Below are 26,735 nucleotides of genomic sequence, written 5' to 3'. Positions count from 1 at the left end.
TCTTCTCGTATGGGATTCTCGGGAGCCCCACGGACTGTTTCATCCGGAGCCATCACACTGTTGCTCGTCCTCGTTCTGCTGACAGCCTGCCTCGGCGCTCCGAGCAGCGACTCGACGCCCTCGACCGGCGACCGGAACTTCACGGTGGGAGTCACCGGCGATTCGAACGCCAGCGTCTACGTGAACGTCTACCTGCTTACGGAACCGGACAGGCCAATCGAGGTCGAGTACCTGAACGGGAGCACCGAAACGCGCGAGTTTCCCTCCCGGAACCGCTCGGTCTCCTACGGCCCCGAGTCGTCGGTGAAATCGGTCACCGTCCCCGACCGCGACCACCAGGTCGACCGGGTCGTCTTCGAGGGCGAACCGGAGTGGTCGGTCGAAGCGGCCGACATCGCCCCCGCCCGCGCGGCTGTCTACGTGGTCCGCATCGACGGGGGTGACCGGGTCGCGTCCTGGGGTATCGTCGTCTGTGGCCACCACGTCCGGCGGCTCGACGTCGAGACGAACGGGTCGGCCGTCACCGGGACCGGCGTCAGCTGCGAGGGCTGACACCGACGACCACATCAGAAATCCTTTTGCGGGTTCCGTTCTCAGCACCGGGTATGAGCAACCAGTGGCCGTTCGACCCCGACGGCGAAGAGGGCAGCGAAGGTGGGCGCAAGTACGGCATGGCCATCCTCGCGAAGAAACTCGACGAGGACGAGGACTTCCCCCTGCAGACGGCCGACTTCGTCGCCGAACACGGCGACGAGCCGATTCGGCTGAACTACAGGCGGGTCGTCAGCGTCGCCGACATCTTCGAGCACGTCACCGAGGACGAGTTCGAGGACATCCTCTCGTTCCACAAGGCCGTCGGCAAGGCGATGCGCTCCGGTGGCTTCTGGGAGTTCCACCCCAAAGCTGGCGAGTCGAACATCAAGCACGCCTGAGCAGGCCAGTACGCCGGACCAACCGCGAACCCCGGTCGTCCGGTTCAGATTCACTTATACGCTCGCGCTCGCTAGGACCGTCCAACAGTGACGAACACGCAGGTCAGTCTCATCCAGATCGACAACTACGGGCCGTGGACGGTGACGCCGGAACCCCGGCGCGAGGTCGACCTCCAGACGCTGCAATCGCGCCTGTACGCCGACCTCTCCCAGCTCGTCGGGAACCGCGACGGCTACGTCTTCTTTACGCGCTTCGACAACATGGTCGCGGTCACGAACGGCCTCGACATGGACGACCACGCGCTCATCCAGGAGTCCGTGAGCAACCGCTACCCCGTCAGCATCAGCTTCGCCGTGGCGACCGGGACGAACCCCGCACAGGCGCTCGCCGACGCGACGGAACTCCTGCAGGACGCCGGGAGCGCCCAGGACAAGTCCCGCCGCGAGATTCTGAAGGGGCGCGCCATCGAGGAGGAGTTCCGCACCGACGACGACGTCCAGATAGCCCACTTCGACGTCATCGACGCGACCGGGAAGTACACCGACGAACACCACGCGTTCGACTCGTTCATCCACATCGAGCAGGCGTACGCCTCGTTGATGCGCTACATGCGCACTGCCCACGACTCGCTCTCGTTCTTCGTCGGCGGGGACAACATCATCGCGACCTGTCCCGACCTCGGCGAAGCCGAGTACCGCGACGCCATCGACCACGTGCTCGAAGAGACCGGCGTCGACCTGCAGGTCGGCGTGGGGACCGGTCGGCACGCCCACGACGCCGGGTTCGCGGCCAAGCACGCGCTCGAAGAGTGCCGCGCAAACGGCACCAGCGTCGAGTTCGACTGACCGGAGAAATTCGCTCGGCGGGGGGATAAACGTAGCGGGGGTAGATTTTATACGCACAGTGCCAACCATTCACACATGGAACGTGACGTGTCGATTCGTGACGTAACGACGCGTGAATACGTCGGCGTCAGCGAGTCCGACACCGTCCTCAGTACGGTTCGACTCATGCGCGACGAAGGGGTGGGGAGCGTGCTCGTGATGCGGGGGAGCGACCCCGTCGGCATCATGACCGAACGCGACGTACTGGAGATGGTCGCGGAGAACCTGGACCCGGAGACGACGACGGTGGACCACCTGATGTCCCAGCCCGTGGTGTCCATCGATGCGGACCAGTCGCTCGCGGCGGCCGCCGACCGAATGTCCCGCGAGGAGATACGGAACCTGCTGGTCACCGACAGCGACGACATCCTCGGCGTCCTGAGCGAACGCGACGTCATCGACGCCGCGGGACCCCTGCAGGAGTCGCGCACCCTCGACGCTGCAACGGGGACGACTGCGACCGAGGCCACGGTCGCCGCGAACGGCGGCGATACCGACGAGTACGGCTCACAGGGCGTCTGTGAACTGTGTGGGTCACTCGCCGAGTCACTCTACGACGCAAACGGACAGCTCGTCTGCCAGAACTGTCGACAGGTGTAATCGTTCGGTCATCGGTGCCCCCTCTCGTGGTCCGCGGCGTCAGACAGCGGGGGGTATATTTATAACACAGTAGTAAGTACACCGCTACCATGGCACGGAATATCCAACGACGGGATGTGCTGAAGGGCGCCGGTCTCGCTGGGATGGCGGGACTCGCAGGTTGTATCGGTGGCCTCGGCGGCGGTGGCGGCGGAAGCCGTGAAATCAAGTATGGTGTGCTGATGCCGGTCACGGGCGACCTGTCTTCGGTCGGTCGACCGATTCGTGACGGGGCGACCCTCCCCGGCAAGCAGCTGAACAACAACGACGACTTCGAGACGACCATCGACTTCCAGGTCGAGGACACCGCGACGTCTCCACAGACCGGTATCAACGCGGCGAACACACTCGTGAACGCTGGCTACCCGGGTATCTGTGGTCCCGCGTCCTCCGGTGTGAACATCCAGGTGTCGAACCAGGTGTTCATCCCGAACGAGGTCGTCGGCTGCTCGCCGTCGTCCACCTCGCCGAGCGTCACGGACCTCGACGACAACGGCTACGTCTTCCGGACGGCACCGAGTGACGCACTGCAGGGCAAGGTCATGGCACAGGTCGGTGCCGACTCCGTCGGCGCGTCCACGGCCGCGACGATGTACGTCAACAACGACTACGGTCAGTTGCTCTCGCAGTCCTTCGCGGACGCCTTCAAGAGCAACGGCGGCACGGTCCAGAAGCAGGTCGCCTTCGAGAAGGAGCAGTCCTCCTACAGCTCGAAGCTCCGGCAGGCACTCACGAACAGCCCGGACCTCCTGGTCGTCATCGGCTACCCGGCGTCCGGTGTCCAGCTGTTCAAGGACTACTACGCTGACTTCAGCGGCGACGGCGGGACCCAGATCCTCGTGACGGACGGCCTCCAGGACCCCGCCATGCAGCAGAAGATCGGGAACCCGATGGAGAACGTCACCGGGACGGCACCGCAGCCGTCCGGTCCGGCCGCAGACGCCTTCGCCAGTATCTACGAGGAGGAGTACGGCCGCGCACCCGGTATCTTCAACGCACACGCCTACGACGCGTCCGCGACGCTCATCCTCGCGAACGCGGCAGGCGGCGAGAACACCGGTTCGGTCGTCCGCGACAACATGCAGAAGGTCGCCAACCCCGGCGGCATGGAGGTCACCGCGAGCAACCTCGCGGAGGGTGTCCAGGCCGCGATGGACGGCGACGACGTGAACTACGCCGGCGCATCCAGCGCCGTCGACTACGACGACAACGGCGACATGAAGGCCGTGACCTACTCCGTCTGGAAGTTCGCACCCGACTCGGACTCCGGCATCGAAGTCACCGACACGGTCAACTTCAGCGCCTGAGCAAACGTTCCACGATTTTTTCGCGGTGCTACGTCGCTAGTGACAACGCGACCTCACGGCGGGCACCGTCGATACCCGCTCGAAGCTTGCAGTTGGCTGTCTCACTCGACACATCGACGAGGTACCCTCGACGTGAGCTGTCGTGTACCTCGACAATCGCGGTTCAGCGCGTCTGCACTCGTTCCTTCACGAGAGGAAACCTGTCCTGAAGTTCCCGGTACAGGCTCTCGTCCCCGATATACGGGCCAGCTTCGTCGATGAAATATTCCATCTTTTCGACCTGATTCTGCTGCAGTTCCTCCGAGTCCGCCAGACCGTAGTACTCACTGTTGTCCAGGATATCGGCGGCCTTGACGGCTACCGCACTTCTTCCCAGTTCGAAACATCGTCGATAGATGTCGTAGTGTCTCTCGAGATAGTCGTCGATGGTCTCGTCGAAACTGGTGGCGGCCACGATATCTGCAACGTCGGCTCCGAACGTCGCACGGATCTCCTCGACGGTCACAGCAGTATCCTCCACCAGGTCGTGGAGGAAGCCAGCGATGACGATGGGCGTCTCGTATCCTCTGTCGTAGAGGTCCATCCCCACTCGTGTACTGTGGAGTATCACTGGTTTCGGGTTGTCTCACGAGGACTCGAACGAATTCACCAGGTATCGAATCGCTCGCTCGATCTCTTCGTCTTCTTCGAGGTCTCTCATACCGATGGGCACAGGACGGAGACACAATTTCGTTCTGTTCGAAACGAACTGCCCGAAACGCATCCATCGAGCGACACGACGTCCAGGTTCACTCCGAATCACTGAACACAAAGAAACCGCGAATGCAGACCGACCGGCCTCAGCCGCCGAGGAACTGCTGGCGGACGTCGTCGTCGTTCAGCAGCACGTCGCCGTCGTCCATGTAGCGGTTCTGGCCCTGGACGAGGACGTAGCCACGGTCACACCGGCGCAGCGCCTCCTTGGCGTTCTGCTCGACCATGAGGATGGCCGTGCCGGCGTCGTTGATGTCGTCGATGCGGTCGAACATGTCGTCGACGAGGTCGGGTGCGAGACCCGCGGATGGCTCGTCGAGCATGAGCAGGTCCGGTTCGAGCATCAGCGCCCGACCCATCGCCAGCATCTGCTGCTGGCCACCGGACATCGTCCCTGCCTTCTGTTCCTTGCGCTCTTCGAGGATGGGGAAGCGGTCGTACACCGCTCGCATCGCGTCCTGTGGCACCTCGTCGAGGATGTACGCACCCATCTCGAGGTTCTCCTCGACGGTGAGGTTCGCGAACACGTTGTCGTTCTGGGGGACGTAGCCGAGTCCGTGGTGGATGATCTCCTCGGGGTTCAGCCCGGAGATGTCCTCACCTGCGAAGTCGATGGTGCCGCCCATGTACGTGGTGAGCCCGAAGACGGACTTCATCACGGTCGACTTGCCGGCCCCGTTCGGGCCGACGATAGTGACGTACTCGCCGTCTTCGACGAACATGTCCACGTCCGTGAGAATCTGGAGGTCACCGTACCCTGCGTCGAGCCCAGCGACGTTCAGCAGGTTCGACATCAGACGTCACCTCCGAGGTAGGCCTCGATGACCTGCTCGTTCGAGCGAATCTCGTCCGGCGTGCCGTCGGCGAGCACGCGCCCCTGGTGGAGCACGATGACGCGCTTACAGTTCTCCATGATGAGGTCCATGTCGTGTTCGACGAGCAGGAACGTGTAGCCCTGTTCACGCAACTCGTGGATGTGCGTCAACAGCCGGTTCTCGAGGGAGGGGTTGACCCCGGCGAACGGCTCGTCCAGCAGGAGCATATCCGGGTCGGTCATGAGGGCACGCGCCATCTCCAGCAGTTTTCGCTGGCCACCGGAGAGGTTGCCCGCGTACTCGTTGGCGAGGTGTTCGATCTCGAAGAAGTCGAGCATCTCCCACGCGCGTTCGAGCACGTCCTGTTCGTTCTGCATGGTCTCGCTGCGACGGAAGACGGACCGCCACAACGTCTCACCGTACTGGTGTTGTGGCCCGAGCATCATGTTCTCGAGGACGGTCATGTCCGAGAGTTCACGGGCGATCTGGAACGTCCGGACCAGACCGCGGTCTGCGAGTTCGTGCGGCGCGACGCCCGTGACGTCCTCACCGTTGAACGTGACCGTCCCGGCGTCGGGTTTGATGAACCCCGTGATGAGGTTGAACGTGGTCGACTTCCCGGCACCGTTCGGTCCGATGAGGCCGGTCAGCGTTCCCTTCTCGACGTCGAACGTGGCCCCGTTGACCGCGTTGATGCCACCGAAGGACTTCTGCAGGCCGTCGATGCGAAGCGGCAGGTCCGCGAAGTCGTCACCGACGTCCTTGTCGAGGCCCAGACTCTTCTGGTCGGGCTTCGTGTCGGACTTGCTCATTCGTCATCACCTTCTTCGACGCCACCGTCCGTGGTGGCGACACCGCTCGGCGGGCGGGTGACGCTCCGTGGGTCCAGCGAGGTCGCCAGCTCCTTGCGGTCCCCGAGCAACCCGTCGGGTTTGTTCTGCATGAACCAGATGAGGACCGCCCCCATCAGGACCAGACGCAACGGCTCGATGTTCGCCATGATGTACTCGAAGAGGGGCATTATCTGTCCCTGCAGGACGAGTGCGAAGGCGTCGACGATGGTCCCGGGGCCACTGCCCTGGATACCGAACGCCTCCTTGGCGATGCCGACGAAGGTGATGGGCCCCTGATAGAGCGTCCCGATGAACAGGACGCCGCCCATGACCGAGCCGGTCGTCGACCCGGAGCCACCGATGATGAGCGCGATCCAGATGAAGAACGTCGTCTTCGGCTTGAACGGCTCCGTGTTGATGAAGCCGGCGTTGGCCCACCAGAGGATGCCGACGAGGCCCATGAGGGCACAGCCGACGACGAACGCCTTTATCTTGAAGTTGCGCGTGTCCTTCCCGAGTGCGTTCGCCACGTCCTCGTCCTCGCGGATGGCCTTCAGCACGCGACCGAACGGCGAGAAGCCGATGCGGACGAGCAGCCAGTAGAAGCCGACCACGACGAGGATGAGGAAGCCGGTGTACAGCCACGAGACCATGACGGACCGGTTGACGCCGATGGACGTCCCGACCGAGATGAAAGCGTCTACCAGTGCGCCAAGACCCGGAATCGCGCCGATGCCGTCTGTGATGAGCACCCTGGACGGTGGTTTGTCCACGCTGATACCCCCGGCACCACCGGTCCCCATCTTCGCACCGAAGATGGTGAACTGCGAGAGTGCCTTGGATTTCAGGCCGAACCGGATAATCTCGGACAGCGCGATGGTCACGATGGCGAGGTAGTCAGCACGCAGTCGTAGCGCCGGGAGCGCGGCGATGAAGCCGACGATACCCGAGACGACCACGGCGAGGACGATACCGACGAAGAACGGGAGCCCGAGACCGGGGATGTCGGACGCGTTCGCGGGGTTCGGTGACGCCGTCGCGATGGCGAACGTGTACGCCCCGACGGCCATGAAGCCCGCGATACCGATGTTGAACAGGCCAGTATACCCCCAGTGGAGGTTGAGCGCCAGCGAGAGCATCACGTACACCGCGATGAGGAACGTGAGCTGCTGGAGCGCGTTGAAGTGGCCGTTGATGTCGTTCCCGAGCACGATACCGAAGACGAGGAAGATGGCGTACAGCGACAGCACCGTCGTCACGACCATCATCAGGTCGGAGTCGAAGTGCTTGTCGAAGATGTTGCCAGCTTCGCGGTTCTCTTCGGCCTGTGCAGCTTCCTCCGTCGTCATCGAGTCGGGATGCGTATTGTCGTCGCTCATGCGGTCGACCTCCCCGAGAACAGACCCTGCGGCCGGTACAGCAGGATCAGGATCATCAGGACGAACGCGGCCGCCCGAGAGAGGTCACTCAGTTCCGCGCCCAGCCAGATGAGCGACATCTTCTCGGTCAGGCCGATGATGAGGCCGCCGAAGATGGCCCCGTACGTCGAGCCGATGCCACCGAGGATGACCGCGGCGAAGATGAACAGGAGCAGCGTCCAGCCGCGGGTGTACACGAGCGTCGTGGATTCGAGCGTGAGCAAGAACCCGGCCATCCCGGCCAGTGCCGCACCGATAATCCAGGTGAACTTGACGACCCGCTCGGTCGGGATACCGGTGACACGGGCGAGGTCCTCGTTGTCGGACATCGCACGCATCGCCTTCCCGAGCTTCGTGCTCTGGAGCAGGTAGTGGACGATGAGCATGAGGATGACTGCGGCCACCACGAGGACGATTTCGTGGTAGTTCGCGTTGATGGTGCCACCGGGAACGGCGACGGCGATCTTACCCGGCGTGTTGCTCGCCACGGAGAGGTTGGCCTCACCGAAGACGAACAGGAGCAGGTTGCGGAGCGCGAACGCCACACCCACGCTCGCGATGAGTAGTGCGATTCCTTCCTGCCCACGCATCGGCTTGTAGACGACCCGGTCGATGACCAGCGCCAGCGCGACCGTCAGCAGGCCGGCGAACACCAGCCCGACGAGAATCGCGAGCGGCGTCTGGACGATGTCGATGCCGATTTGCGTCCCGGGAATCCGGTTCGCACCCACGAGGACGAGGTCGCCGAAGGCGTGACTGCCGAGGCCCGCGACGACGAACGTCGCGGCCCACCCACCGAACGCCCCACTCGTGATGTAGTCACCGTGTGCGAAGTTGGCGAAGTTCAAGATACTGTACGTCATGGAGAGGCCGATGCCGGCGAGGCCGTACACCAGCCCGATCACGATGCCCTGCCAGACGAACGTCAGGAACAGCGCGATGGTCACGTCGTCACCCGCGGTGACGAGCTTCATCACCAGGTCCACGAACAGGAGGACCCCGAACAGCAGCGCAATCATGGCTGCCGGACGGTCGGCGATGAAACGCCACCCGCGGGTTACGTTTGAGTTAGACTCGGTCATTGATACCCCTCAACACGCTAAAGAGGCTCTCCCAGTAGCTATTAAACTTTCCCACCGCCGTCTATCGATTCGTAGGACGACACGCCTGACCTCAGAGTCGCCGCAGTCGGGCGATATTGCTGGTTCCGACCTGTGTGGCAAATGTTAGTACGAACCATAAATAGAGTCGCGGCTTCGGGCGACAAAGAAAACTCTTTCACTGGCCCCCGCACATCCCGAAACATGCCGGTAGGGACCCTCGATGACCTCACGGTCGCCGACCGTCGGGTCGGGGTACGGGTCGACATCAACAGTCCGCTGTCAGACGGTGGCCTCGCCGACGACGCTCGGTTGCAGGCACACGAGGAGACGCTATCTGAGCTCCTTGAGCGCGGTGCCCGTCTGGCCATCCTCGCCCACCAGGGCCGTCCTGGCGGCGACGACTTCGAGACGCTCTCGGCACACGCCGAGCGCCTCGACGAGATGCTCGATTACCCCGTCTCGTACGTCGACGCGACCTTCTCGACGGCCGCTCGCGACGCCGTGAACGCCCTCGCCTCGGGAGAGGCCGTGGTCCTCGAGAACACGCGTTTCTACGCCGAGGAGTACATGGAGTTCGACCCTGTAACCGCGAGCCAGACCCACCTCGTCGAGGGTCTCGTCCCCGTTCTCGACGCCTACGTCAACGACGCGTTCGCGGCTGCACACCGCTCACAGCCGTCGCTCGTCGGCTTCCCGGAACGCCTCCCGAGCTACGCCGGTCGCGTGATGGAACGAGAACTCTCAGTCCTCGGTGATATCGAATCCACCGGTCGCCCGCGCGTCTACGTCCTTGGTGGAGCCAAGGTACCCGACTCCATCGACGTCGCCTGGTCGGTGCTGGAGAACGACCTCGCCGACACCGTCCTCACGGCCGGTGTGGTCGGTAACGTCTTCCTGGCCGCCGACGGGGTCGATCTGGGCGACGCCAGCATGGAGTTCATCATGGACCAGGGCTACTGGGACGAGATCGACCGCGCCAGCGACCTGCTCGACGCTCACGGCGACCGAATCCGCTTCCCGCAGGACGTCGCCGTCGAACGTGACGGTGACCGGCGCGAAATCGGGATGAACGCGCTACCCGGTCGAAAAGGTGAAGCCGCCATGGACATCGGCGAAGAGACGCTCAAGGTGTACCGGTCCATCCTCGCCGACGCCGAGACGGTCATCCTCAACGGGCCGGCCGGCGTTTTCGAAGAGCCACAGTTCGAAACCGGAACCCGCGAACTCTACGCGGCCGCTGCGGGCGTGCCAGAGAGCATCGTCGGTGGCGGTGACACCGCCGCGGCCATCCGAAAGTTCGGCCTCGAAGACGGCTTCGGACACTTCTCGACCGGCGGCGGTGCGTGCCTCCGGATGCTCACGGACGGTGACCTCCCCGCCGTCGAAGCCCTCCGGAACGCACATGCCGATTGAACCGGCGACGCTCGCAGACCTCGACACCCTCGCCGACCAGTGGGTCGCCCTCGCATACGAGCAACGGCCCCACGGCAGCGCCATCCTCCCCGACGAGAACCGCGACCTCCTCTCACAGCACTTCGCACACCACATCGTCGACGGCGACGTGCTGGTGGACCGCGTCGACGACCGCATCGTCGGCTTCGTCATGTTCGAGCGCCGCGACACCGACCTCACCGTCGACGTGACCCGCGGCGTCGTCCACAACATCTACGTCGCACCCGAATACCGAGGAGCAGGCCGTGGCACCGCGTTGCTCGAAGCGGCGGAAGAGACCCTCCGCGAGCGGGGCGCCGACGCCATCCAGCTCGAAGTGATGGCCAGGAACGCCGAGGCTCGCCAATTCTACGAGCGAGCGGGGTATCACGAACATCGGGTCGTCCTCGAAAAGCGAGTCGGAGTCGAAAGTGATACTAACCCGAAGGGCCACGACTGACGTACGGAAAGCGCGCCAGGGGAGCATGGGCGGTTCATGCACTCGACTTGTAATCGAGACTTCGTGGGTTCGAATCCCACCCCTGGCTCTTCTGCCTGACCGGGAGTGAAGACGAGAACCCGACAGTGAATTCGAACCGGAGAGTGTAGCGTCCGCGGGGCGGCTGTGGTCTGAATCTCCCCGGTTCCGGAATCGGTGTGACTATCGGAGAAATTCGACCGCTCACACAACCTTTTGAAAGTTGTCGTCGAATGCAACTCTATGCCACACGGACAGGACCCAATCGAACGCGTCATCGGCCACAGTCACGACCTCTACGACATCGCGACGTGGGACGAGCGCACGGTGCTCGACACCGCCTCGGTTCGACTCACCGGAGTGCTGACGGCGAGTTCCCGGCTACTGCTGGTCTTCGCGGCGATTCTCGTCATCGTCGCACAGTTCGCCCTCACGGGATTCGCCGTCGTCCGAAATCCGCTTCTCGGTGGACTGACACTACTTTCGGTCGTTCCGGCGGCGCTGCTCGTTGGCTACATCTGGTACGGCGACCCGACGCTGCGGCAGTCACTCGGCTCGCTCGTGATGACGTTCGTCCTCGCGGTGTTGTTTGCCGGCTTCGCGGCGGTCGTCAACACGGCGTTCAGTGGGCTCTTCGGACTCGTCCCGGTCGTCGGACTCGCACTGTACTTCTTCCTCGTGGTTGGGCCGGTCGAGGAACTGGTCAAGTGGCTCGCCATTAGATTGTACGCCTACCGGAGCGACGAGTTTCACGCGGTCATCGACGGGGCCATCTACGGGGCAGTCGCCGGCCTCGGGTTCGCGACCATCGAGAACGCCATATACATCACTCGGGTGTATCTGGAGGTCGCCCAGGTCGGGGTGAACGTCGTTCCGTCGACGATCGGCATCGCGAGCGTCCGATTACTCGCGGGACCGGGGCACGTCATCTACTCGGCGTTCGCCGGGTACTACCTCGGGCTGGCGAAGTTCAACCCCGAGAACCGGGGCCCCATCGTGGTCAAGGGGCTGCTCATCGCCGCCCTCGTCCACGGGCTGTACAACACGCTGGTGTCGTACCTTCCCGAAGTTATCCCGTTCGGGCTTCCCGTCTTCCTCGGGTTCGTCCTGGTGTACGACGGGATTCTCCTTGCAGTGCTCTTCCGGAAGCTCTCGCGGTATCAGGACGCGTATCACGAGGCGCTTCGGAGCACGGTCGAGAACACGAACAGTGCCTGACGAGGCTCGAGGACCGCGTCGACGGTACCGTGTTGGTCGGCACACGAAGCGGCGACGTCTGGGCGCTCGCAGGTGACTGCGGTCGGTTCCTCTGGGAGACGTTCCGTGGGGACAGCGACCGGAGTCTGGGGACGGACGCCGAGAACTAGACACGCGCCCCGAACGCGTACGCCGCCCGGACGTATATCTCCGCGTTCGCCTGCAGCGCTTCGACCGTGGTGAACTCGTCGATCCCGTGGACCGTGTCGGTTCCGAGGGCGAACTCCAGGGTCGGGATGCCCGCGTTCCGGAGCTTCTTCGCGTCCCCGCCACCGGTCGCCGAGCGTCGGAACACGCGCTCGCCGGTCACGTCGGCCGCAGTCTCGACCACGGCCGGGACGAGTGGGTCGGTCGTGGGCGTAAAGCTGCCGACGCTCCAGTCGCACTCGGCGACGACGACACCCTCGTGATGGTCGAGTCGCTCTCGAATCGTCTCGATGACGGCGGTGGTATCGACACCGGGTGAAAGTCGCACGTCGAGTTCGGCCCGGGCGTGCTCGGGGACCGTGTTGATGGCTTCGCCACCCTCGATGGTGCCGAGGTTGCAGGTCGGGTGGGAAAACAGGTTCGCGGCGGTGTCGGCGCCGAGGCTGGGCGCGTAGTACTCGACGGATTCCTCGACCACGTCGGCGACGGCGGGGTCCGTCTCGAAGGTAACCGTACAGAGATAGCTTCGCAGGTCGGTGATGGCGCTGTACAGCCGGTCGATGGCGTTGGTGCCGAACATCGGGCGGGACCCGTGGGCGGACTCGCCGGTCCCGTCGAGCGTGAGCCAGATGCTGCCTTTGTCCGCGACCGTGACGGAGTGGCGGCCGTTCTCACAGGTGGTCTCACCGATGACACAGCCGTCGGCGGCGATGGCGTCCCGTTCGACCATGGCGCGGACGCCGGCGTGCCCACCCGTCTCCTCGTCGCTGACGACTGCGAAGCAAAGCGAAACCGGTGGGTCACCGTCGGCCTCCGCGAATGCGCTGGCCGTCTCCAGCATGGCCGCCAGTGGGCCCTTCATGTCTGTCGCGCCACGCCCGTAAATTCGCCCGTCGCCCTCGTCGTACTCGCCAAGGGGGTCACGGGTCCAGTCGTCTCGGTCGTAGGGGACCGTATCGACGTGGCCCATGTAACACAGCGTCGTGTCGGTCGCGCCGGGGAGGGTGGCGAGCAGGTTCGGTTTCGCAGGGTCGGCGACGACCCGCTCGGTTCGATAGCCGAGGCCGTCGAAGAAGTCCGCGAGGTGGTCGACCAGTGTCGCGGTCTCGCCCGGGGGATTCTGTGTCTCGTATGAGAGCAGGTCGAGCGTCCGGGCGACCAGTCGCTCCTGGTCGGTCGCTATCTCGACCACGTCGGCGGCGTTTGCGTCGGTGGCGTCCGCATCGGCGTGTGCTGTCATGCCACACCACCCTTGTGTCGTCGAACCATATGCGGAGAGACGACCGGCGGGCGCAAAAGTATTGCCCAAATCAGGCACAACCAGTTGTGTGAAAACAGTATTTTTGGGCCATATTCAGAAATCGGTTGTGTAGTATTGTCCATAATCTCCAAAACCGTTTTGTACTCCCCCCTCGTATCCCAGTACGTAATGTCGAACACGGACGAACTCGATGAGATTCGCGAGGCCAAGCGTGAGGAACTCCTGACTGACGAAGCGAGCGCCGAGACCCCCGACGAACCGGTGCAGGTCGACGGACCGGGACACTTCGAGGAGCTCGTCGCGAAGTACGACGTCGCACTCGTCGACTTCTACGCAGACTGGTGTGGCCCGTGTATCGCACTCGGGGAGTTCATCGGCGAGGTCGCCGCGGAGACCGACGCTGCGGTTCTCAAGGTCAACGTAGACGAACAGCAACAACTCGCCGGCAAGTTCGGCGTCCAGAGCATCCCCAACATGCTCGTCTTCAAAGACGGTGAACCCGTCCAGCGGCTCGTCGGCCTGAAGGACAAGAGCGAACTCGTCGCGGCCGTCGAAGCCGTCGCGTGAGAGACGGACGGTACTCGAAACGGCATCTCCCCCATCAGTAGCCAGACTGGTAGTCGAACGCTTCTTCGTATTCGTGGGCTCCGCGCTGCCCGTCGCTCGACTGTTCGACGTAGTACGTCACCAGGTACGTCTGGGTGAACGCGCCGATGAGGACGGTCGAGGCGACGCTGGCGAGCGCGAGGGGCACGAACGTCTCGACCGGCATCCCGGCGTAGACAGAACTGACCGCGAACGCGTAGTCGGTCGCGGCCGAAGCCGAAACGAAGCTCTCACCACTCACGCGCTGGGCGTACCGGAGGAACAGAAACACACCGACCGCACTTCCGGCGAACAGTCCCGGGACACCCTTGACGATGCTGAAGCCGACGACGCTGGCGAGGTTGTCCGTCGCGAACCGGTAGCTCCGTTCGAACGACTCACCGATGCCGGCGTCGTCGACGACGATGGCGGGCGCGTAGAACTGCAACAGCATGGAGAGTGCGACGATGGCGAGGACGAACACGAGGAAAGCCACGCCGAAGACGCCGACTCCGACGGGACCTGCACCGCCTGCTGCGGCGCCCAGACCGACCACGAACACGCCGAGCACGAGCACCGCGAAGAGGCCGGCGATGACGACGGCGACGAAGATGGCCGAAAGCAAGAGCGTCGAGAGAAGGAGCGTGAGGTAGTTCTCTTTCGCGCCCTCGACGAACGTGTCCAGCGAGGTACTGCCGTCTACCCCTTCGTGTGCCATCGAGAAGACGCCACCCAGAACGAACGGTGAGACGAGCGTCATCGCGAGCACGTACATCGACGCCGCGATATCGAGTCCACTGTACTGGAGTACCTGTCGTGGTGCCTGCACGAGGGCGAGACCCAGCGTCCCGACGAAGATGACGGGGTTCCGGACGAGTGACTGGCCGGCGTGTTTCGCCGCCGATATCGCACCCATGCCCAGGAGTTTGAAAGAAAACAGATAAACCTAGCGATAGTTCGGCATCGGTGTCACGTCGACGTGTTCCGAAACAGTCGTAACCGTTCACGTCACCGTCTCGAGTATGCGAGTAAGCGTCATCGGTGGGAGTTCCGTCTCCGACGAATCGTACGACATCGCCGAGGAGGTCGGCTACCTCCTCGGGAAACGGGACCACACCGTCATCTGCGGTGGCCTGACCGGTGTGATGCGTGCCGTGGCGGAAGGCGCCAACAACGGCGGCGGCACGACCATCGGCATCCTCCCCGGCGAGAACTACGACGGGGCGAACGCGTACATCGACATCCCCATCGCGACCGGCATGGGACACGCCCGGAACACGCTCGTCACGATGAACGGTGACGCCGTCATCGCCATCGACGGTGAGTGGGGCACCCTCTCTGAAATCGCCCTCTCAAAGGTGTACGACCGGCCCATCGTCGGCCTGCGCACACACGACGTGGCGGGCGTAGAACAGGTCGAGACCGCAGAAGAAGCCGTCGAATACGTGGAATCGAACCGGTAGCCGGAGTCGCTCTCACTGCGTTGGCCTCCCGGCATCCTACCCGTTCCATACGCCCCTGTCTTCGGTCGCGCTACTGCTCGGTCTCGTGTTGCTCGGCCTCGAACACTTCTGCGTGGAGGGAGTCTGCGACGACGTCCATCAGCGTCTGCAGGTTCCGGGTGTCGTCGCGGTTGTACTCGACGAGCGTGTCGAGTGCGTCCTGACTCCCGCGTTCGTACTCCCGCCAGAGTCTGACCGCGTCGCGTCCGGAGATGTCCGGCCCCTCACGGGCGATACCGACGTCCTTCTCGATGGCTTTCAATCCGCCGTCGAGCCCGATGCGTTTGCACGGGTACATGAGGTCGATGTGGGGCAGGTCGAGGTCCACGTCGAACGAGGTCTCGAGGAAGGGAACGTCGAACCGGGCCCCGTTGAACGTCGCCATCAGCGCTGCGTCGGCGAACTGCTCGTCGATAGTCTCGGCGGTGAGGTCGTCGCCCTGGACGAGCGTGGTCGTCTCTCCACCCGTGTGGAAAGAGACGGTCGTCACCGTGTCACGTTCTTTCGACAGCCCCGTGGTCTCGATGTCGAAAAAGCAGGTCCGGTCACGGAAGTTCTCGTAGAGCCGCCAGCGCTCCTGGTTTGGGAACACCTCACCGAAAAAGTGCGTGTCTCCGTCGTCGAGGCGGTCCTTTGCCTCCTGGATGAACGCCTCGATTCGGTCTGCCGTGGTCGGGCCGACGACCGACCCGTCGAAGTCGTCCCAGTGGGTCACTCCCGACCGCCACAGCTTTCGCTCCGTCTGTTCACCCACACCCCGCACCGGGATGAAACTGTTCTCGATGCGCACAGCCGAACCTCGCAACGGGCACCCGAAAACCTGTCGTTCCGTTCGTTCAGGGCGGGCGGGCCAGAGTGTTCCGGGGCTTCAGAGCCCTTCGAATTCTCGAACCCGCTGTTTCCACTCCTCGGGGAGCGCACGCGGTTCCCCTGCCTCGGCGTCGTAGGCGACCTGGACCGTCGTCGCAGTCGCTGCGACCTCGCCAGACGCGCGAACCTCGTACTCGAAGTGGAGCGTCGAGTTACCGACGTCGGTGATAGCGATGGCGACCGAGACGTCGTCTTCGAGTGTTATCGGCCGATGATAGTCGATCTCCAGGTTGGCGATGACGCCGTCAAGCGCGTCGGTGTCGCCGAGTACTTCGGGGAGGTATTCGACCCGTGCCTCTTCGAGATAACTCACGTATACCGCGTTGTTCACGTGGCCGAGCAGGTCCACGTCGTTGTACCGCAGGTCGATATCGACGATGAAGGGGTCCTCGCGCATACCGGCTCTCGGCCGGCAGGGTACCTCGGCCTTTCGGAACCGGCCTCGTACACGGGGTTCGAAAAGAGACTCAGTCGTCGCCGGCGGTCAGATACAGGGTCCGGTCGACGATCTGTATCATCGCATCGACCCACGTGTCGAGCGTTTCGGCGGTCGCACCGGGAATCTCGAGTACCAGGTCGGCACCGTCGACCAGCACCTCCGCGTGGCTCGTCTCCGCGTCGTCGAGGTAGTTCCGAAGCTGGTACCGAAGGAGCCGTTCCCGTGCGCCGCTCAGGTCCAGTTCCTCGACGGGGGTGAACCGCAAGGTCGCGACCTCCTGTTCCGCCGTAGCCGTGACGTCGAACGACTGGCCTGAGAGCGGGAAGTCGTAGCTGGTGTCGTCGAGTTCGGTCGTCGCCTGTCGCAGGCTCATCTCACTGACATCTGGCGCGAGGCTGGTCCCACCGACCTGCTGGGTCAGCGAGTTCAGCTCCTGGTTGACGAGGTCGGCGATGCCCTGCTCACCGTCGTCGCCTGCCCCGTCGTCGCCTGCCCCGTCGTCGCCTGCCCCGTCGTCGCCTGCCCCGTCGTCGTCGTCCAGCTCCCCATCTAGCTCCTCGTCGTCCAGCTCACCGTCGGCAATCTCACCGGCAGTATCCACCGCGTCGGACGTTTCCAGCACCTCGTCATCACTGGCCGAGGCATCGGGGGTGTCTGGCTCCACCGCTTCGTCGTCGAGGGCCGACAGCACACTCGCCGCGGCGGCCTCGACCGCGTCGACCTCAGCAGCGGTGTCGGCGGGTGCTGCGGTGGCGGCCAGGGTGCCACCGTCGGAGGACGTCCGGGCATCGTCGGGCGTCGACTCGTCCACCTGTGGACCATCGCCGGCAGGCTCCCGTTCGATGGTCGGCTCCGGCTGGTCCGTGGCAACACCGTCCCGGTCGAGGGCCGTCTGATACCACGGTTCCTCGTCCTCGGCCAGAGTCTCGTCGGCGAAACGTCCCACGTTCGCGGATGCGTCCCTCGTCGCTGGTGCTGCGTGGGTAGACTCGGTATCCTCGTCCTGTCCGTCGTCCGGGTCGCCTCCGGTCTCCTCGGCCGCCGACCCGTCGTCGCTTCCGGGGCCCGGGTCGCTGGTCCGCATGGGCGAGAACCCGCGGTTCGTCTGTGCGTCGTGACCGAAGTTCTGGACCGCCTGGGCTGCCGAGCGGTCGGGCTCGAGTTCCTCGTACGCTGAATCGTCGTTGGACTGGTCGGCCTTCTCGTTGAACTGGTCGGCTTTCTCGTTGAACTGGTCGGCCTTCTCGTTGAACTGGTCGGGTTCTTCGTTCGACTGGTCGTCGGCGGTGGTGTCCTCCTCGTCCTCCGCTGCGTTCGGCGACACACCGTCGGACTCGGTCTCGGTGACAGTCTGGTCGTCCCCGTCAGTGACGGTCCCATCGGCCGGGTCGGCGTCGGCCACGGCTGACGAGTCCGGCACGACCTCGCCGTCCCCGTCCACACTCTCGGCAGGGTCGTGCTCTACTGGGGAGTCCCCGGACTCCGAACCATCCTCGCCAACTGCTTCGTCATCGTCCCCGCCGTCACCGGTCTCGACGCTGTCCTCTGACGCCTCGTCGTCGGCCGATTCATCGCCAGTCGCGTCTCCCGCTCCCGTCTCGTCGGGGTCTGGCGAGGAGGCGTCCACGTCATCGTCTTCGTCGTCTCCGTCGAACTCGTGGTCGCTCGTGTCCTCCGATGACGACACGACAGCCACCTCGGCAGCGTCGACACCGCGAGAATCCGCTTCCTTGTGCTCTCTGGAACGGTCCGTCATCTGGAAGCCCCCGATACTGGTGTCCGGAGACCACCGCTGGTTTCCGGTTCGACCGACCGACGTCCCGACGGGCCGCCTTCCGGGCGAACCGACACCGACGGCGGGCGTCGGTGCGCTGTGAGTCGTCGGTCGACCGGGTGCAGGGGCGTCGGGTGCCCCGTACGGGGATTGCGGGTTCATCGCTCGGCCGTGGGGTTGAGCCTGTCGCCCATCGGTGCCGTGCCGGTCCCCCTGCTGGTACTCGGCCTGTGCGTTCCGGGCCCCCTCGAACCGCTGCTGGTGTGCTGCGGCGAGCTCGCTCATCCGGTCGTGAATTCGGGTGAGGGTCCCGTCCACCTCTCCGAGGTCCTCGTCGACGTCGTCCTCGAGTGAATCGATCTTCTCGGCCACGTCGCGTAGTGCCAGGGCGATATCCCAGGCTACGACGACGCCGAGAAACACCAACATGAGGAGGACGGTGACGGCGATACTCGCCAGCAACTCCACCGTGACTTCGACCATAGGTACTTCGTATCACGCGTACGAGGATTCTTCATATAGTGGTTCGCTCGATATCGAGCCCTGAAACGTACATAAATGACCCGCTCGAACGGTCGTGCGGCCCCACCGACACCCCGAGAAACGATTAAACCGCGACTCGTCCTACGAGGGACTATGAGCGATTCTGACGGCCGCGACGACGTTCAGGCGGACGACACCGAGAAATCGAGCGAAGGGACGACGCAGTCGACACCGGTCCACGTCGAGAGCGAAGCCCACCTGCAGGAACTCGTCGCCGACAACGACGTGGTCCTCGTCGACTTCTACGCGGACTGGTGTGGCCCCTGCCAGATGCTCGAACCGGTCGTCGCGGAGGTCGCCGAAGAGACGACCGCCGTCGTCGCGAAGGTCGATATCGACGAACTGCAGGCACTCGCACAGCAAGAGGGTATCCGCGGTGTTCCGACGCTCTTGCTCTACGTGGGGGGCGAGCTCACCGAGCGACTCGTCGGCGTCCAGCAGAAATCGACACTGGTCGACCTCGTCGAATCGAACGCCTGAGCGACGGGGGAGACGAAGGAGTGACGAAGACGGGGTGAGAGTTACACTCGGCCGGTCGACTGCCGCTCAGAGCGGAATCCAGCCGCTATCGGCGTCACGGTCCCGGAGATGCCACCGTTGTTCGAGCGTGTCTGTATCGTCGGCACGCCGAACTTCGACGACCGCGTCGAACAGGGGTTCGAGCAACCTGACGTAGTCGCTGTCGCGGTCGAGTGGCAGGTGGAAGTGGCCCATCCCCTGTTCCTGCCTGATTCTGGAGGTGATCATGTGGAGGAGACGGAAGACGTTCTGGGACTTGTGCTCGCGAAGAAGCGGGGTGACCGAATCGAAACAGAGCCGGAACTCGGCTGGGGCGACGTCGTCAGATGTCAGCTCCGCAATCGCGTCGATGACCTCGGTCCCGAGCGTGCTCAAGAGCTCCGGGCCGACGACGGCTTCCTCGACGTCGTCGCTCGTTGGGCCGGCCGAGTCACCGTCTTCGTCGGCCTGACTGACTATCTTCGTGAGACCGCCGTCAGCCTGTTCCGGGCCGTGGCCACAGTTCTCGTTGCCGACCGTGTACACGTAGAGACGCTGACGGGACTCGTCACCGTCGGCCCCCATGAGCCGCTTGCAGGCCCCCTTGTGCGCCTGCGAACTGGTCCGGCCGACCAGCAGGATGCTGCTCCCGTCCTCTTTGAGTGCCGACAGCGTCTGGGCGAACGCGGTAGACTCTGGAACGCCCCCGCCGTGCTCGGTCCTCATTCTTTCACAAAAGACGAAATAGTATATAATAAATATTGTGGCTGGCAGTTTAGTATAATAACCCGTCGTGGCCGTCGAAACTACGATTTCAGACGGCGTGCGCTTTTTCAGTAATGTCGCTTCGCTGTTTAGTTCGGTCGTTCGGGCCTCGATTCGGGTCGGACCGGCCACGATCCAGGTCGGACCGGCTACGACTCGGCAACGGGTTCGTCTCGAACCGGTCCGAGTTCACCCGCTCCCAGTCTCGCACGTGTGCTATCCCAGTCCACCTGTCGTGTAGTTTTTGTCGCCTACGCGAGAACGGGAGGGTATGAGCGATTCCCAGGACGACCGCGAGTTGGCCGACGACGCCGCCGAACTCGCCCGAGAACTCCGCAAGTTGCGTGAAGAGCTCGACCGGCGCGGCCCTCGGCCACCCCGCGGCCCACTCGGTCTCCCGCGCCCCCCGACACCGCGAGAGTTCGTGGAGTTCGCGGACGAAGTCGCAATCCCCGCCACCATCGCCATCCTGGAGACCAACATCAAACTCCTCGAAGCACTCCAGCGGGCGATTCGCCTCGCCGAAGGCGGCCGTCGCGCCAGCGAACGTGGCCGGCAGGCCGGTGGGTCTGCGAGGTCTCGCGCGGAGTCCGTGAGCCGTGAGACCCTGAGCAGGGTCAGTGACGCGCTGACCGACCTTCAGTCCGTCCTCGAAGGGACGGAACTGCCCGAGAACGAGACCGCCGCCGGCATCCTCGAAGAGGCCCGGTCGCTTCGCGAAGAGATACAGCGGGAGATCGGCGCAGCGCGTCGGAAAGACCACTCACTGGACGAGTTCGAGTCACGTTCGGGCGAATCGGGGTCGACCGACGCCGCAGACGTGCACGACGGGACCGACGGACGTAACGGAAGCGACGTGGCCGGGGCGGACTCGGCCGACGAGGAGGACGACGAACCCGTCGAGATAGACGTCGACGCAGAACTCGAGACGCTGAAAGAGCGATACGGAAACGACGAGGACGAAGCGAGCGCGAACGGGAGCGAAGAAGCCGACGAATCGGGAGACGGGTCGGTCGGGGCACGGGATACCGGCGGGCGTGAGGACGACGAGTCGGACGACGAGGAGCCACAATCCCCCTGACGTCGGTTGAAGCCCCCGACACTGAGTTCGTGACCACGGGCGGTCTGCTCATCCGGGCGTGACGGGACGGTACCGAACGCTTCTTGCGTGATTCATCTGGTCGGCACGAAACTCTTCTCAGTCGGGGACGAGACCCTCGACAGGCCCGCACGGTACCCTCGACAGGCCCACACGAGACCATTAGCAAGCCCGCACAACTCAGATACCCGAGCGACTCCTCTATTCTCCTATGCAACCAGCAGAGACGACGGTTCTCGTCGCCGGAGCGAGTGGCCGAACCGGGCGAGAGCTTCTCGACGTGCTCCTCGACGCAGGTATCACGGTCCGTGCGCTCACCAGTTCACCCCGCAAGGTCGAGACGCTTCGCATCCAGGGTGCCGACGAGGTCGTCGTCGGCGACCTGCTGTACCCGGACGACGCCGCGATGGCCGTCGAGGACGTCGACGCGGTCGTCTGTGCGGTCGGGAGTTCGCCGGGGCCGAAGATGGTGCTCGGTGACGACCTCGTCGACGGCACCGGCGTCATCAATCTCGTCGACGCCGCGGTGAAGGCTGGCGTCGACCGGTTCGTCTACGAGTCGTCCATCGGGGTTGGAGACTCGAAGTCGAAGATGCCACTCCCGTTCCGGCTGCTCCTCGGTCGCGTGTTGGATGCCAAACAGCGGTCGGAGAACCACCTGCGACAGTCGGGACTGACGTACACCATCTTCCGCCCCGGCGGACTGACCAACGGCCCAGCGACCGGCGACGCACTCGTCGGCGAGGGCGGTGACACCGTCTCCGGGACGATTCCGCGCGCCGACGTGGCGAGACTCATGGCCGCGGCGCTGTTCACGCCAGCGAGCGAGAATCGAACCTTCGAAGTCGTGAGTCGCGAGGGAGCACGCGGGAGGTCGACCGGACTGGTCGACATCGAGTGGCAGGTGCCGGAACCGACGTTCGCGAAGGAAAAGAAGTAACCGCTCGACGGTCAGAGACGGCTCAGACCGGCTCGAACCGGTACCCGTCCCAGTCCTGACTCGCCGGTTCGCGGATACCCGCGTCCGGGTCGCGGAGGTCGTCCGCGTACACTGGCTCGACCGTGTCGCCGGTCTCGACCTCGTCTGTCGTCAACTGGCCGATGGCGCGGACTGATTCGCCGTCGACGTCGAACTCGACGATTGCGAGGGGGTTCGGTGCGCGGACGCCGACCGGCGTCGCCGCGCTGACGGTCCACGTGACGATCTCGGCGGTGTACTCGCTCAGGTCGACGGTGTCGACCGGCTTCTGGTCGTTCGGCCCGATCGGATGACCGGGGTACTGAATCGTGCCGTCCTCGTAAACGGTCGCTTCCATCGTCATTGTGCTGCCTCCATGATGGTGGTGATGACGCAGTTCCCGAAGCCGCCGACGTTACACGCCAGCGCCACGTCGGCGTCGTCGATCTGTCGCTCGCCGGCGTCGCCGACGACCTGTTTGTATATCTCGTAGCCCTGTGCGACGCCACTGGCACCGAGCGGGTGGCCCTTCGACTTGAGGCCCCCGGAGGTGTTGATGGGGAGTTCGCCGTCCATCTGGGTGTAGCCCTCCTCCACGAGTTCCCACGCTTCGCCCGGTTCGGCGAAGCCCAGGCCCTCCATCTGGAGGAACTCGAGGATGGTGAACATGTCGTGGAGCTCGGCCACGTCGACGTCGTCAGGCGTGAGCCCGGCCATCTCGAACGCCTGCTTCCCGCTCTCGACGACGCCGCCCATCACGGTCGGGTCCTCGCGCTGGTGGACGACGTGGGTGTCAGTCGCGCCCGCGACGCCCGAGACGATGGCGTAGTCGTCGGTGTACTCACGGGCGACCGACTCCGGACAGAACATCAGGGCAGCACTCCCGTCCGTGATGGGACAGAAGTCGTACAGTCGGAGCGGGTCGGCGACGATGGGCGATTCCATGACGGTGTCGAGGTCGACCTCTTTCTGGAACTGGGCGTGCGGGTTCTTCACGCCGTTCTTGTGGTTCTTCACGGCGACCTTCGCGAGCGACTCGCGGGGCGCGTCGTACCGTTCCAGGTAGTGACGCGCAGTCAGGCCGGCGAAGCTCGGCAGGGTGACCCCGTGTTTGTACTCGACCGGGTGCGTGATGGAAGCGATGATATCGGTCGTTTCACCGGTCGTCTTGTGGGTCATCTTCTCCCCACCGACGAGCAGTGTCATGTCGGACGCCCCAGAGGCGACGGACTGCCACGCGGCGTACATGCCGGCACCGCCAGAGGACGATGTCTGGTCCACTCGCTGTGTGTATGCCCCGAGCATGTCGAGGTCCTGTGCGAGGGCGTTCATGACGCCCGTCATCCCCTCGAACTCCCCGCTGGCCATGTTCGAGACGAGGAGGTGGTCCACGTCGTCGGGCTCGACACCCGCGTCGTCGAGGCACTCCTCGCCCGCTTGCGCGAGCAACTCCTGTATCCACGCGTCACGCTTCCCGAACTGGGTCATCGACGCGCCGATGACTGCTACGCGTTCCATGTTCGGTCTGTCTCGGGGCTACGATTTAGTGCTTTGCCACGCCCGGATTTCTGCCCCCGACAGAGGGAACATGATAGTCACAGGTGTCGCGTTCTGTCACACCTGAACGGGGCTCAGACCGGGAGACATCGCTCCCCTGAACAGGGAGGCTGCACTCCCCTGAACTGGGCAGACTCACTCCCCCGAACTGGGCAGACTCACTACCCCGAACTGGGCAGACTCACTACCCCGAACTGGGCAGACTCACTACCCCGAACTGGGCAGACTCACTACCCGGAATCGGGCGGCTTCGCTACCGACACACACCACCGTTGCAAGTGAACGGTCGATCCTCCGATACACTGGAGAACGGTGCGCTCGCCGGTTACCGACCGAGGTGATCGGAGACGAAGCGTCGACGGTCACCAGGCCACCCTTCAGTCGGCTTCACCTTCCGTGCCACCCACCCCGCACCACCCACCACCGATACACGTGAACGTCTGAAGCGTTTCCGCCTCGATACCGCCTGCTACCACCCACACACCACTATTGCAAGTGAACTGCCCCGCTGCCAGTGGACGGACTCACAGCCGTCGCTGGAGTGGTTACGATCAGCCATTCTGTGCCGTTCCCTCGCTGACACAGTGTCCTGTCTGGGTATCCTACAGTGTCCCGCTCGGGAGTTCTCACAGTGTCCCGTCTGGGTGTCCTCACAGGAGCAGCCTTTCCACACCGACGAGACGGTCGTCGACTGTCGTCAACCGCCTGTCGCCGGTCATGACCCACGACCGCCATCTGCACGACTCCCATCCTCACTCCGGATACCCCAGTTGTTGCTACCCTCGCTACTGCCACCCCCACCACCGTTGCAAGTGACGGCCAGCTCTGTCGGTCTATCGGCAACAGGAATGGGAGAGAGACACCACTGTTGCAAGTGAACCGCGACCACTCGGGGGTGAGGGTGCTCACGACACCGCTTCTTCGGACACCCCCACCACCGTTGCAAGTGAACGGTTCCCGACAGTCTGCGTGCTGGTGGAGACACACAGACACCACTATTGCAAGTGAAACACGGCGAACGAGGGGGTGGGGAGGGGTGAGGATGGATTGGGTTGTGAAAGGCCCTCACAGTTCACCCCCCGACGTGGGCGATTTCAGTTCGTTCCGCGAGCGATACAGACCCTGGGGACCCGCAAATCAGGCCATTTCACATGCAATGGTGGTGTGTGTTATGGCTACATAATCCGTCCAATTCGCAGTCCAGTCCGACGGACAAGTCTCCTCTGTGACAGGACTTCCGACCGGGTCGAACCCGATGGACGTGACAGCCCGAACCGTTCTCCCTGGATTCAGCCAAGAGCAGGGACAGTGACTGCGTCCATGGAACATCCTCTGTTCCTTCCGCCTCCTTCACTTGAAATCCTCCCGGAGTTCGTCTGAACTCACCTCAGAGCCGGTATCGCCGGGAAGAACCTCCAACTGGGGGCACCACCGGTTCGTGTCGTCGCTTCACGAGAAACGGTGGTGTGTTGTTTCTCTCTAGACTCTCTCACTCTAGCTTCACATGAAAAAGTGGTGTCTGTGTGTCCCTGTGTTGTGCTAGCATCCCGGTCAGTGACGACCGTGTAAATTCACATGAAACACTTGAATCACTTGCAATGGAGGTTCTTTTATACCCGGAGTGACACCCGACTGTTATGCGCCGGTTTGAGCGCAAGCGCGCCATCTTCGCGAACAAAGATGCCCTTCGGGAGAGCTACCAGCCCGACCGTATCGAAGAGCGTGACGAAGAGATAGAGGCGTACATGGACGCGCTCCAACCGGTCATCGACGGGTGGGAACCGAACAACATCTTCCTCTACGGGAACACAGGTGTCGGCAAGACCGCCGTCACCGAGTACCTGATGAGCCTACTGCAGGAGGACGCCGAGGGGTACGAGGACATCGACCTCTCGGTCATCAACCTCAACTGCAAACCGCTCTCGTCGTCGTACCAGGTCGCGGTCGAACTCGTCAACGAACTCCGCCCCGACGGCGCGGAGATATCGACGACGGGGTACCCCCAGCAGACCGTCTTCAACAAACTCTACGACGAACTGGACGAGCTGGGCGGGACCATCCTCCTCATCTTCGACGAGATAGATTCCATCGGCGAGCGCGACGAACTCCTGTACGAACTCCCCCGAGCACGTTCCAAGGGCGACCTCACCGAGGCCAAAGTCGGCATCATCGGCATCTCGAACGACTTCAAGTTCCGCGACCAGCTCGACCCCCGGGTGCAGGACACGCTCTGTGAGCGAGAACTCCAGTTCCCGCCGTACAACGCCCAGGAACTGAACAACATCCTCTCCTCGCGTGCGGACATCGCCCTGCGCGACGGGACCTACGACGACGCGGTCATCAGGTTGTGTGCCGCACTCGCCGCGAAGGACCGCGGCTCGGCCCGACAGGCGCTCGACCTCCTGCTCCTCGCAGCCGAACAGGCCGAGAACGCTGACGACGACACGGTCACCGAGACCCACGTCGAGGAGGCTCGCCACGTCCTCGAGCGCGAGCGCGTCGAAGAGGGCATCCGCCAGCTCACCCAGCACGGCCACCTGACTCTCCTCGCGGTGGTCTCCATCGCCGCCGAGGGCGACACACCCGAACGCTCACGGGCCATCTACAACCGGTACCTCGACATCTGCGACGGCTACGGGGTCGACAGTCTCGCCCAGCGGTCGGTCCACAACCACCTCTCGGACCTGCGGATGCTCGGCATCCTCACCGCGCGCGAGAACCGCTCCGGGTCGCGCGGGAACTTCTACTCGTACGAACTCGACGTCCCTCTCGAGTCCGCCCTCACCGCCCTGGAGGACGAACTCGACATGAAAGAGCGATTCTCGGACCTCCGGACGGTCGCAAACCTGAACGGGATCCGGTGAGACGGGGCAGTCGACAGGTGAG

The 26,735-nt window shown here is 63.8% G+C and carries 27 protein-coding genes and 1 tRNA gene; 15 read left to right on the top strand and 13 right to left on the bottom strand.

All coding sequences use genetic code 11. The features are described from left to right. Positions 1–9: 9 nt before the first annotated feature. The 5 genes from ACSC1R_RS13850 to ACSC1R_RS13830 all read left to right on the top strand — a co-directional run bounded on the left by ACSC1R_RS13850 (position 10) and on the right by ACSC1R_RS13830 (position 3,763). Positions 10–552 carry a hypothetical protein gene (locus ACSC1R_RS13850; protein ID WP_439026320.1) on the top strand — a complete coding sequence of 181 codons (543 nt, stop codon included), beginning with the start codon at positions 10–12 and terminating at the stop codon, positions 550–552. A gap of 53 nt (positions 553–605) precedes the next feature. Next, positions 606–932, top strand: coding sequence for a DUF5785 family protein (locus ACSC1R_RS13845; protein WP_439026319.1), 327 nt, complete (start codon positions 606–608; stop codon positions 930–932). Positions 933–1,019: 87 nt separating this feature from the next. Further along, positions 1,020–1,778 (top strand): GTP cyclohydrolase III, encoded by a 759-nt coding sequence (locus ACSC1R_RS13840; RefSeq protein ID WP_439026318.1) that lies wholly within the window; start codon positions 1,020–1,022, stop codon positions 1,776–1,778. A gap of 75 nt (positions 1,779–1,853) precedes the next feature. Beyond that, positions 1,854–2,417: a CBS domain-containing protein gene (locus ACSC1R_RS13835; protein ID WP_439026317.1), complete on the top strand. Its 564-nt coding sequence runs from the start codon at positions 1,854–1,856 to the stop codon at positions 2,415–2,417. An 89-nt stretch (positions 2,418–2,506) separates the two neighbouring features. Then, positions 2,507–3,763 (top strand): ABC transporter substrate-binding protein, encoded by a 1,257-nt coding sequence (locus tag ACSC1R_RS13830; RefSeq protein ID WP_439026316.1) that lies wholly within the window; start codon positions 2,507–2,509, stop codon positions 3,761–3,763. 163 nt (positions 3,764–3,926) lie between these two features. On the opposite strand, the gene ACSC1R_RS13825 is transcribed toward ACSC1R_RS13830, so the two are convergent. The 5 genes from ACSC1R_RS13825 to ACSC1R_RS13805 all read right to left on the bottom strand — a co-directional run bounded on the left by ACSC1R_RS13825 (position 3,927) and on the right by ACSC1R_RS13805 (position 8,664). Then, positions 3,927–4,373, bottom strand: coding sequence for an HD domain-containing protein (locus tag ACSC1R_RS13825; RefSeq protein ID WP_439026315.1), 447 nt, complete (start codon positions 4,371–4,373; stop codon positions 3,927–3,929). 229 nt (positions 4,374–4,602) lie between these two features. Further along, on the bottom strand, positions 4,603–5,310 hold the full coding sequence (locus ACSC1R_RS13820; protein WP_439026314.1) for an ABC transporter ATP-binding protein: 708 nt from the start codon (positions 5,308–5,310) through the stop codon (positions 4,603–4,605). Beyond that, positions 5,310–6,143, bottom strand: coding sequence for an ABC transporter ATP-binding protein (locus ACSC1R_RS13815; RefSeq protein WP_439026313.1), 834 nt, complete (start codon positions 6,141–6,143; stop codon positions 5,310–5,312). The genes ACSC1R_RS13820 and ACSC1R_RS13815 overlap by 1 nt, the downstream gene beginning before the upstream one ends. Further along, on the bottom strand, positions 6,140–7,543 hold the full coding sequence (locus tag ACSC1R_RS13810; RefSeq protein WP_439026312.1) for a branched-chain amino acid ABC transporter permease: 1,404 nt from the start codon (positions 7,541–7,543) through the stop codon (positions 6,140–6,142). The genes ACSC1R_RS13815 and ACSC1R_RS13810 overlap by 4 nt, the downstream gene beginning before the upstream one ends. After that, positions 7,540–8,664 (bottom strand): branched-chain amino acid ABC transporter permease, encoded by a 1,125-nt coding sequence (locus tag ACSC1R_RS13805; protein WP_439026311.1) that lies wholly within the window; start codon positions 8,662–8,664, stop codon positions 7,540–7,542. The genes ACSC1R_RS13810 and ACSC1R_RS13805 overlap by 4 nt, the downstream gene beginning before the upstream one ends. Before the next feature lie 222 nt (positions 8,665–8,886). Here ACSC1R_RS13805 and ACSC1R_RS13800 point away from each other — a divergent pair, with 222 nt between their 5' ends. The 4 genes from ACSC1R_RS13800 (at position 8,887) to ACSC1R_RS13785 (ending at position 11,812) form a co-directional block, all read left to right on the top strand. Further along, complete coding sequence (locus tag ACSC1R_RS13800) at positions 8,887–10,098, top strand: phosphoglycerate kinase (protein ID WP_439026310.1); 1,212 nt, start codon at positions 8,887–8,889, stop codon at positions 10,096–10,098. Then, the gene (locus ACSC1R_RS13795; protein WP_439026309.1) at positions 10,088–10,576 is read left to right on the top strand and encodes a GNAT family N-acetyltransferase; all 489 of its coding nucleotides are present in this window, start codon (positions 10,088–10,090) and stop codon (positions 10,574–10,576) included. The genes ACSC1R_RS13800 and ACSC1R_RS13795 overlap by 11 nt, the downstream gene beginning before the upstream one ends. Positions 10,577–10,590: 14 nt before the next feature. Beyond that, positions 10,591–10,664, top strand: a tRNA-Thr gene (locus tag ACSC1R_RS13790). A 173-nt stretch (positions 10,665–10,837) separates the two neighbouring features. Then, complete coding sequence (locus ACSC1R_RS13785; RefSeq protein ID WP_439026308.1) at positions 10,838–11,812, top strand: PrsW family intramembrane metalloprotease; 975 nt, start codon at positions 10,838–10,840, stop codon at positions 11,810–11,812. A gap of 145 nt (positions 11,813–11,957) precedes the next feature. Here the strand turns inward: ACSC1R_RS13785 and ACSC1R_RS13780 are convergent, their stop codons facing one another. Continuing rightward, positions 11,958–13,238: a M20 family metallopeptidase gene (locus ACSC1R_RS13780; protein ID WP_439026307.1), complete on the bottom strand. Its 1,281-nt coding sequence runs from the start codon at positions 13,236–13,238 to the stop codon at positions 11,958–11,960. Between the two features lie 189 nt (positions 13,239–13,427). Between ACSC1R_RS13780 and ACSC1R_RS13775 the strand changes: the two genes are divergently transcribed. Beyond that, positions 13,428–13,826: a thioredoxin family protein gene (locus tag ACSC1R_RS13775; protein WP_439026306.1), complete on the top strand. Its 399-nt coding sequence runs from the start codon at positions 13,428–13,430 to the stop codon at positions 13,824–13,826. Between the two features lie 34 nt (positions 13,827–13,860). Here ACSC1R_RS13775 and ACSC1R_RS13770 read toward each other — a convergent pair whose 3' ends face one another. Further along, positions 13,861–14,760: a DUF7847 domain-containing protein gene (locus ACSC1R_RS13770; RefSeq protein ID WP_439026305.1), complete on the bottom strand. Its 900-nt coding sequence runs from the start codon at positions 14,758–14,760 to the stop codon at positions 13,861–13,863. A gap of 106 nt (positions 14,761–14,866) precedes the next feature. Between ACSC1R_RS13770 and ACSC1R_RS13765 the strand changes: the two genes are divergently transcribed. Beyond that, positions 14,867–15,307 (top strand): TIGR00725 family protein, encoded by a 441-nt coding sequence (locus ACSC1R_RS13765; protein WP_439026304.1) that lies wholly within the window; start codon positions 14,867–14,869, stop codon positions 15,305–15,307. Positions 15,308–15,377: 70 nt separating this feature from the next. Here ACSC1R_RS13765 and ACSC1R_RS13760 read toward each other — a convergent pair whose 3' ends face one another. From ACSC1R_RS13760 to ACSC1R_RS13750, 3 genes are all read right to left on the bottom strand, one after another. Continuing rightward, a complete protein-coding gene (locus tag ACSC1R_RS13760) occupies positions 15,378–16,136 on the bottom strand; it encodes a ribonuclease H-like domain-containing protein (protein ID WP_439026303.1) in 759 nt (252 codons plus the stop codon). 78 nt (positions 16,137–16,214) lie between these two features. Next, complete coding sequence (locus ACSC1R_RS13755; protein WP_439026302.1) at positions 16,215–16,613, bottom strand: acyl-CoA thioesterase; 399 nt, start codon at positions 16,611–16,613, stop codon at positions 16,215–16,217. Between the two features lie 70 nt (positions 16,614–16,683). Then, positions 16,684–18,912 carry a hypothetical protein gene (locus tag ACSC1R_RS13750; protein ID WP_439026301.1) on the bottom strand — a complete coding sequence of 743 codons (2,229 nt, stop codon included), beginning with the start codon at positions 18,910–18,912 and terminating at the stop codon, positions 16,684–16,686. A gap of 153 nt (positions 18,913–19,065) precedes the next feature. Between ACSC1R_RS13750 and trxA the strand changes: the two genes are divergently transcribed. Further along, positions 19,066–19,452 (top strand): thioredoxin, encoded by a 387-nt coding sequence (gene trxA, locus ACSC1R_RS13745; protein WP_439026300.1) that lies wholly within the window; start codon positions 19,066–19,068, stop codon positions 19,450–19,452. Positions 19,453–19,518: 66 nt separating this feature from the next. Here the strand turns inward: trxA and ACSC1R_RS13740 are convergent, their stop codons facing one another. Then, entirely contained in the window at positions 19,519–20,196 is a 678-nt protein-coding gene (locus tag ACSC1R_RS13740; protein WP_439026299.1) for a DUF7504 family protein, read from the bottom strand. Between the two features lie 310 nt (positions 20,197–20,506). On the opposite strand from ACSC1R_RS13740, the gene ACSC1R_RS13735 reads away from it, so the two are divergent. Together ACSC1R_RS13735 and ACSC1R_RS13730 are read left to right on the top strand one after the other, a co-directional pair. Then, the gene (locus tag ACSC1R_RS13735; protein ID WP_439026298.1) at positions 20,507–21,316 is read left to right on the top strand and encodes a DUF7547 family protein; all 810 of its coding nucleotides are present in this window, start codon (positions 20,507–20,509) and stop codon (positions 21,314–21,316) included. A 229-nt stretch (positions 21,317–21,545) separates the two neighbouring features. After that, positions 21,546–22,274: an SDR family oxidoreductase gene (locus tag ACSC1R_RS13730; protein WP_439026297.1), complete on the top strand. Its 729-nt coding sequence runs from the start codon at positions 21,546–21,548 to the stop codon at positions 22,272–22,274. A 22-nt stretch (positions 22,275–22,296) separates the two neighbouring features. On the opposite strand, the gene ACSC1R_RS13725 is transcribed toward ACSC1R_RS13730, so the two are convergent. Beyond that, entirely contained in the window at positions 22,297–22,656 is a 360-nt protein-coding gene (locus tag ACSC1R_RS13725; protein ID WP_439026296.1) for a nucleic acid-binding protein, read from the bottom strand. Further along, positions 22,653–23,810: a thiolase family protein gene (locus ACSC1R_RS13720; protein WP_439026295.1), complete on the bottom strand. Its 1,158-nt coding sequence runs from the start codon at positions 23,808–23,810 to the stop codon at positions 22,653–22,655. Before ACSC1R_RS13720 ends, ACSC1R_RS13725 begins: the two co-directional genes overlap by 4 nt. Positions 23,811–25,486: 1,676 nt before the next feature. Between ACSC1R_RS13720 and ACSC1R_RS13715 the strand changes: the two genes are divergently transcribed. Beyond that, complete coding sequence (locus ACSC1R_RS13715) at positions 25,487–26,713, top strand: orc1/cdc6 family replication initiation protein (RefSeq protein WP_439026294.1); 1,227 nt, start codon at positions 25,487–25,489, stop codon at positions 26,711–26,713. Positions 26,714–26,735 lie beyond the last annotated feature (22 nt).

It is taken from the genome of Haloarchaeobius ordinarius (assembly GCF_051801355.1).
Taxonomy (GTDB): domain Archaea; phylum Halobacteriota; class Halobacteria; order Halobacteriales; family Natrialbaceae; genus Haloarchaeobius.
The sequence above is the reverse complement of the archived record's forward strand: the minus strand, read 5'-3'. Positions and strand labels throughout refer to the sequence as shown.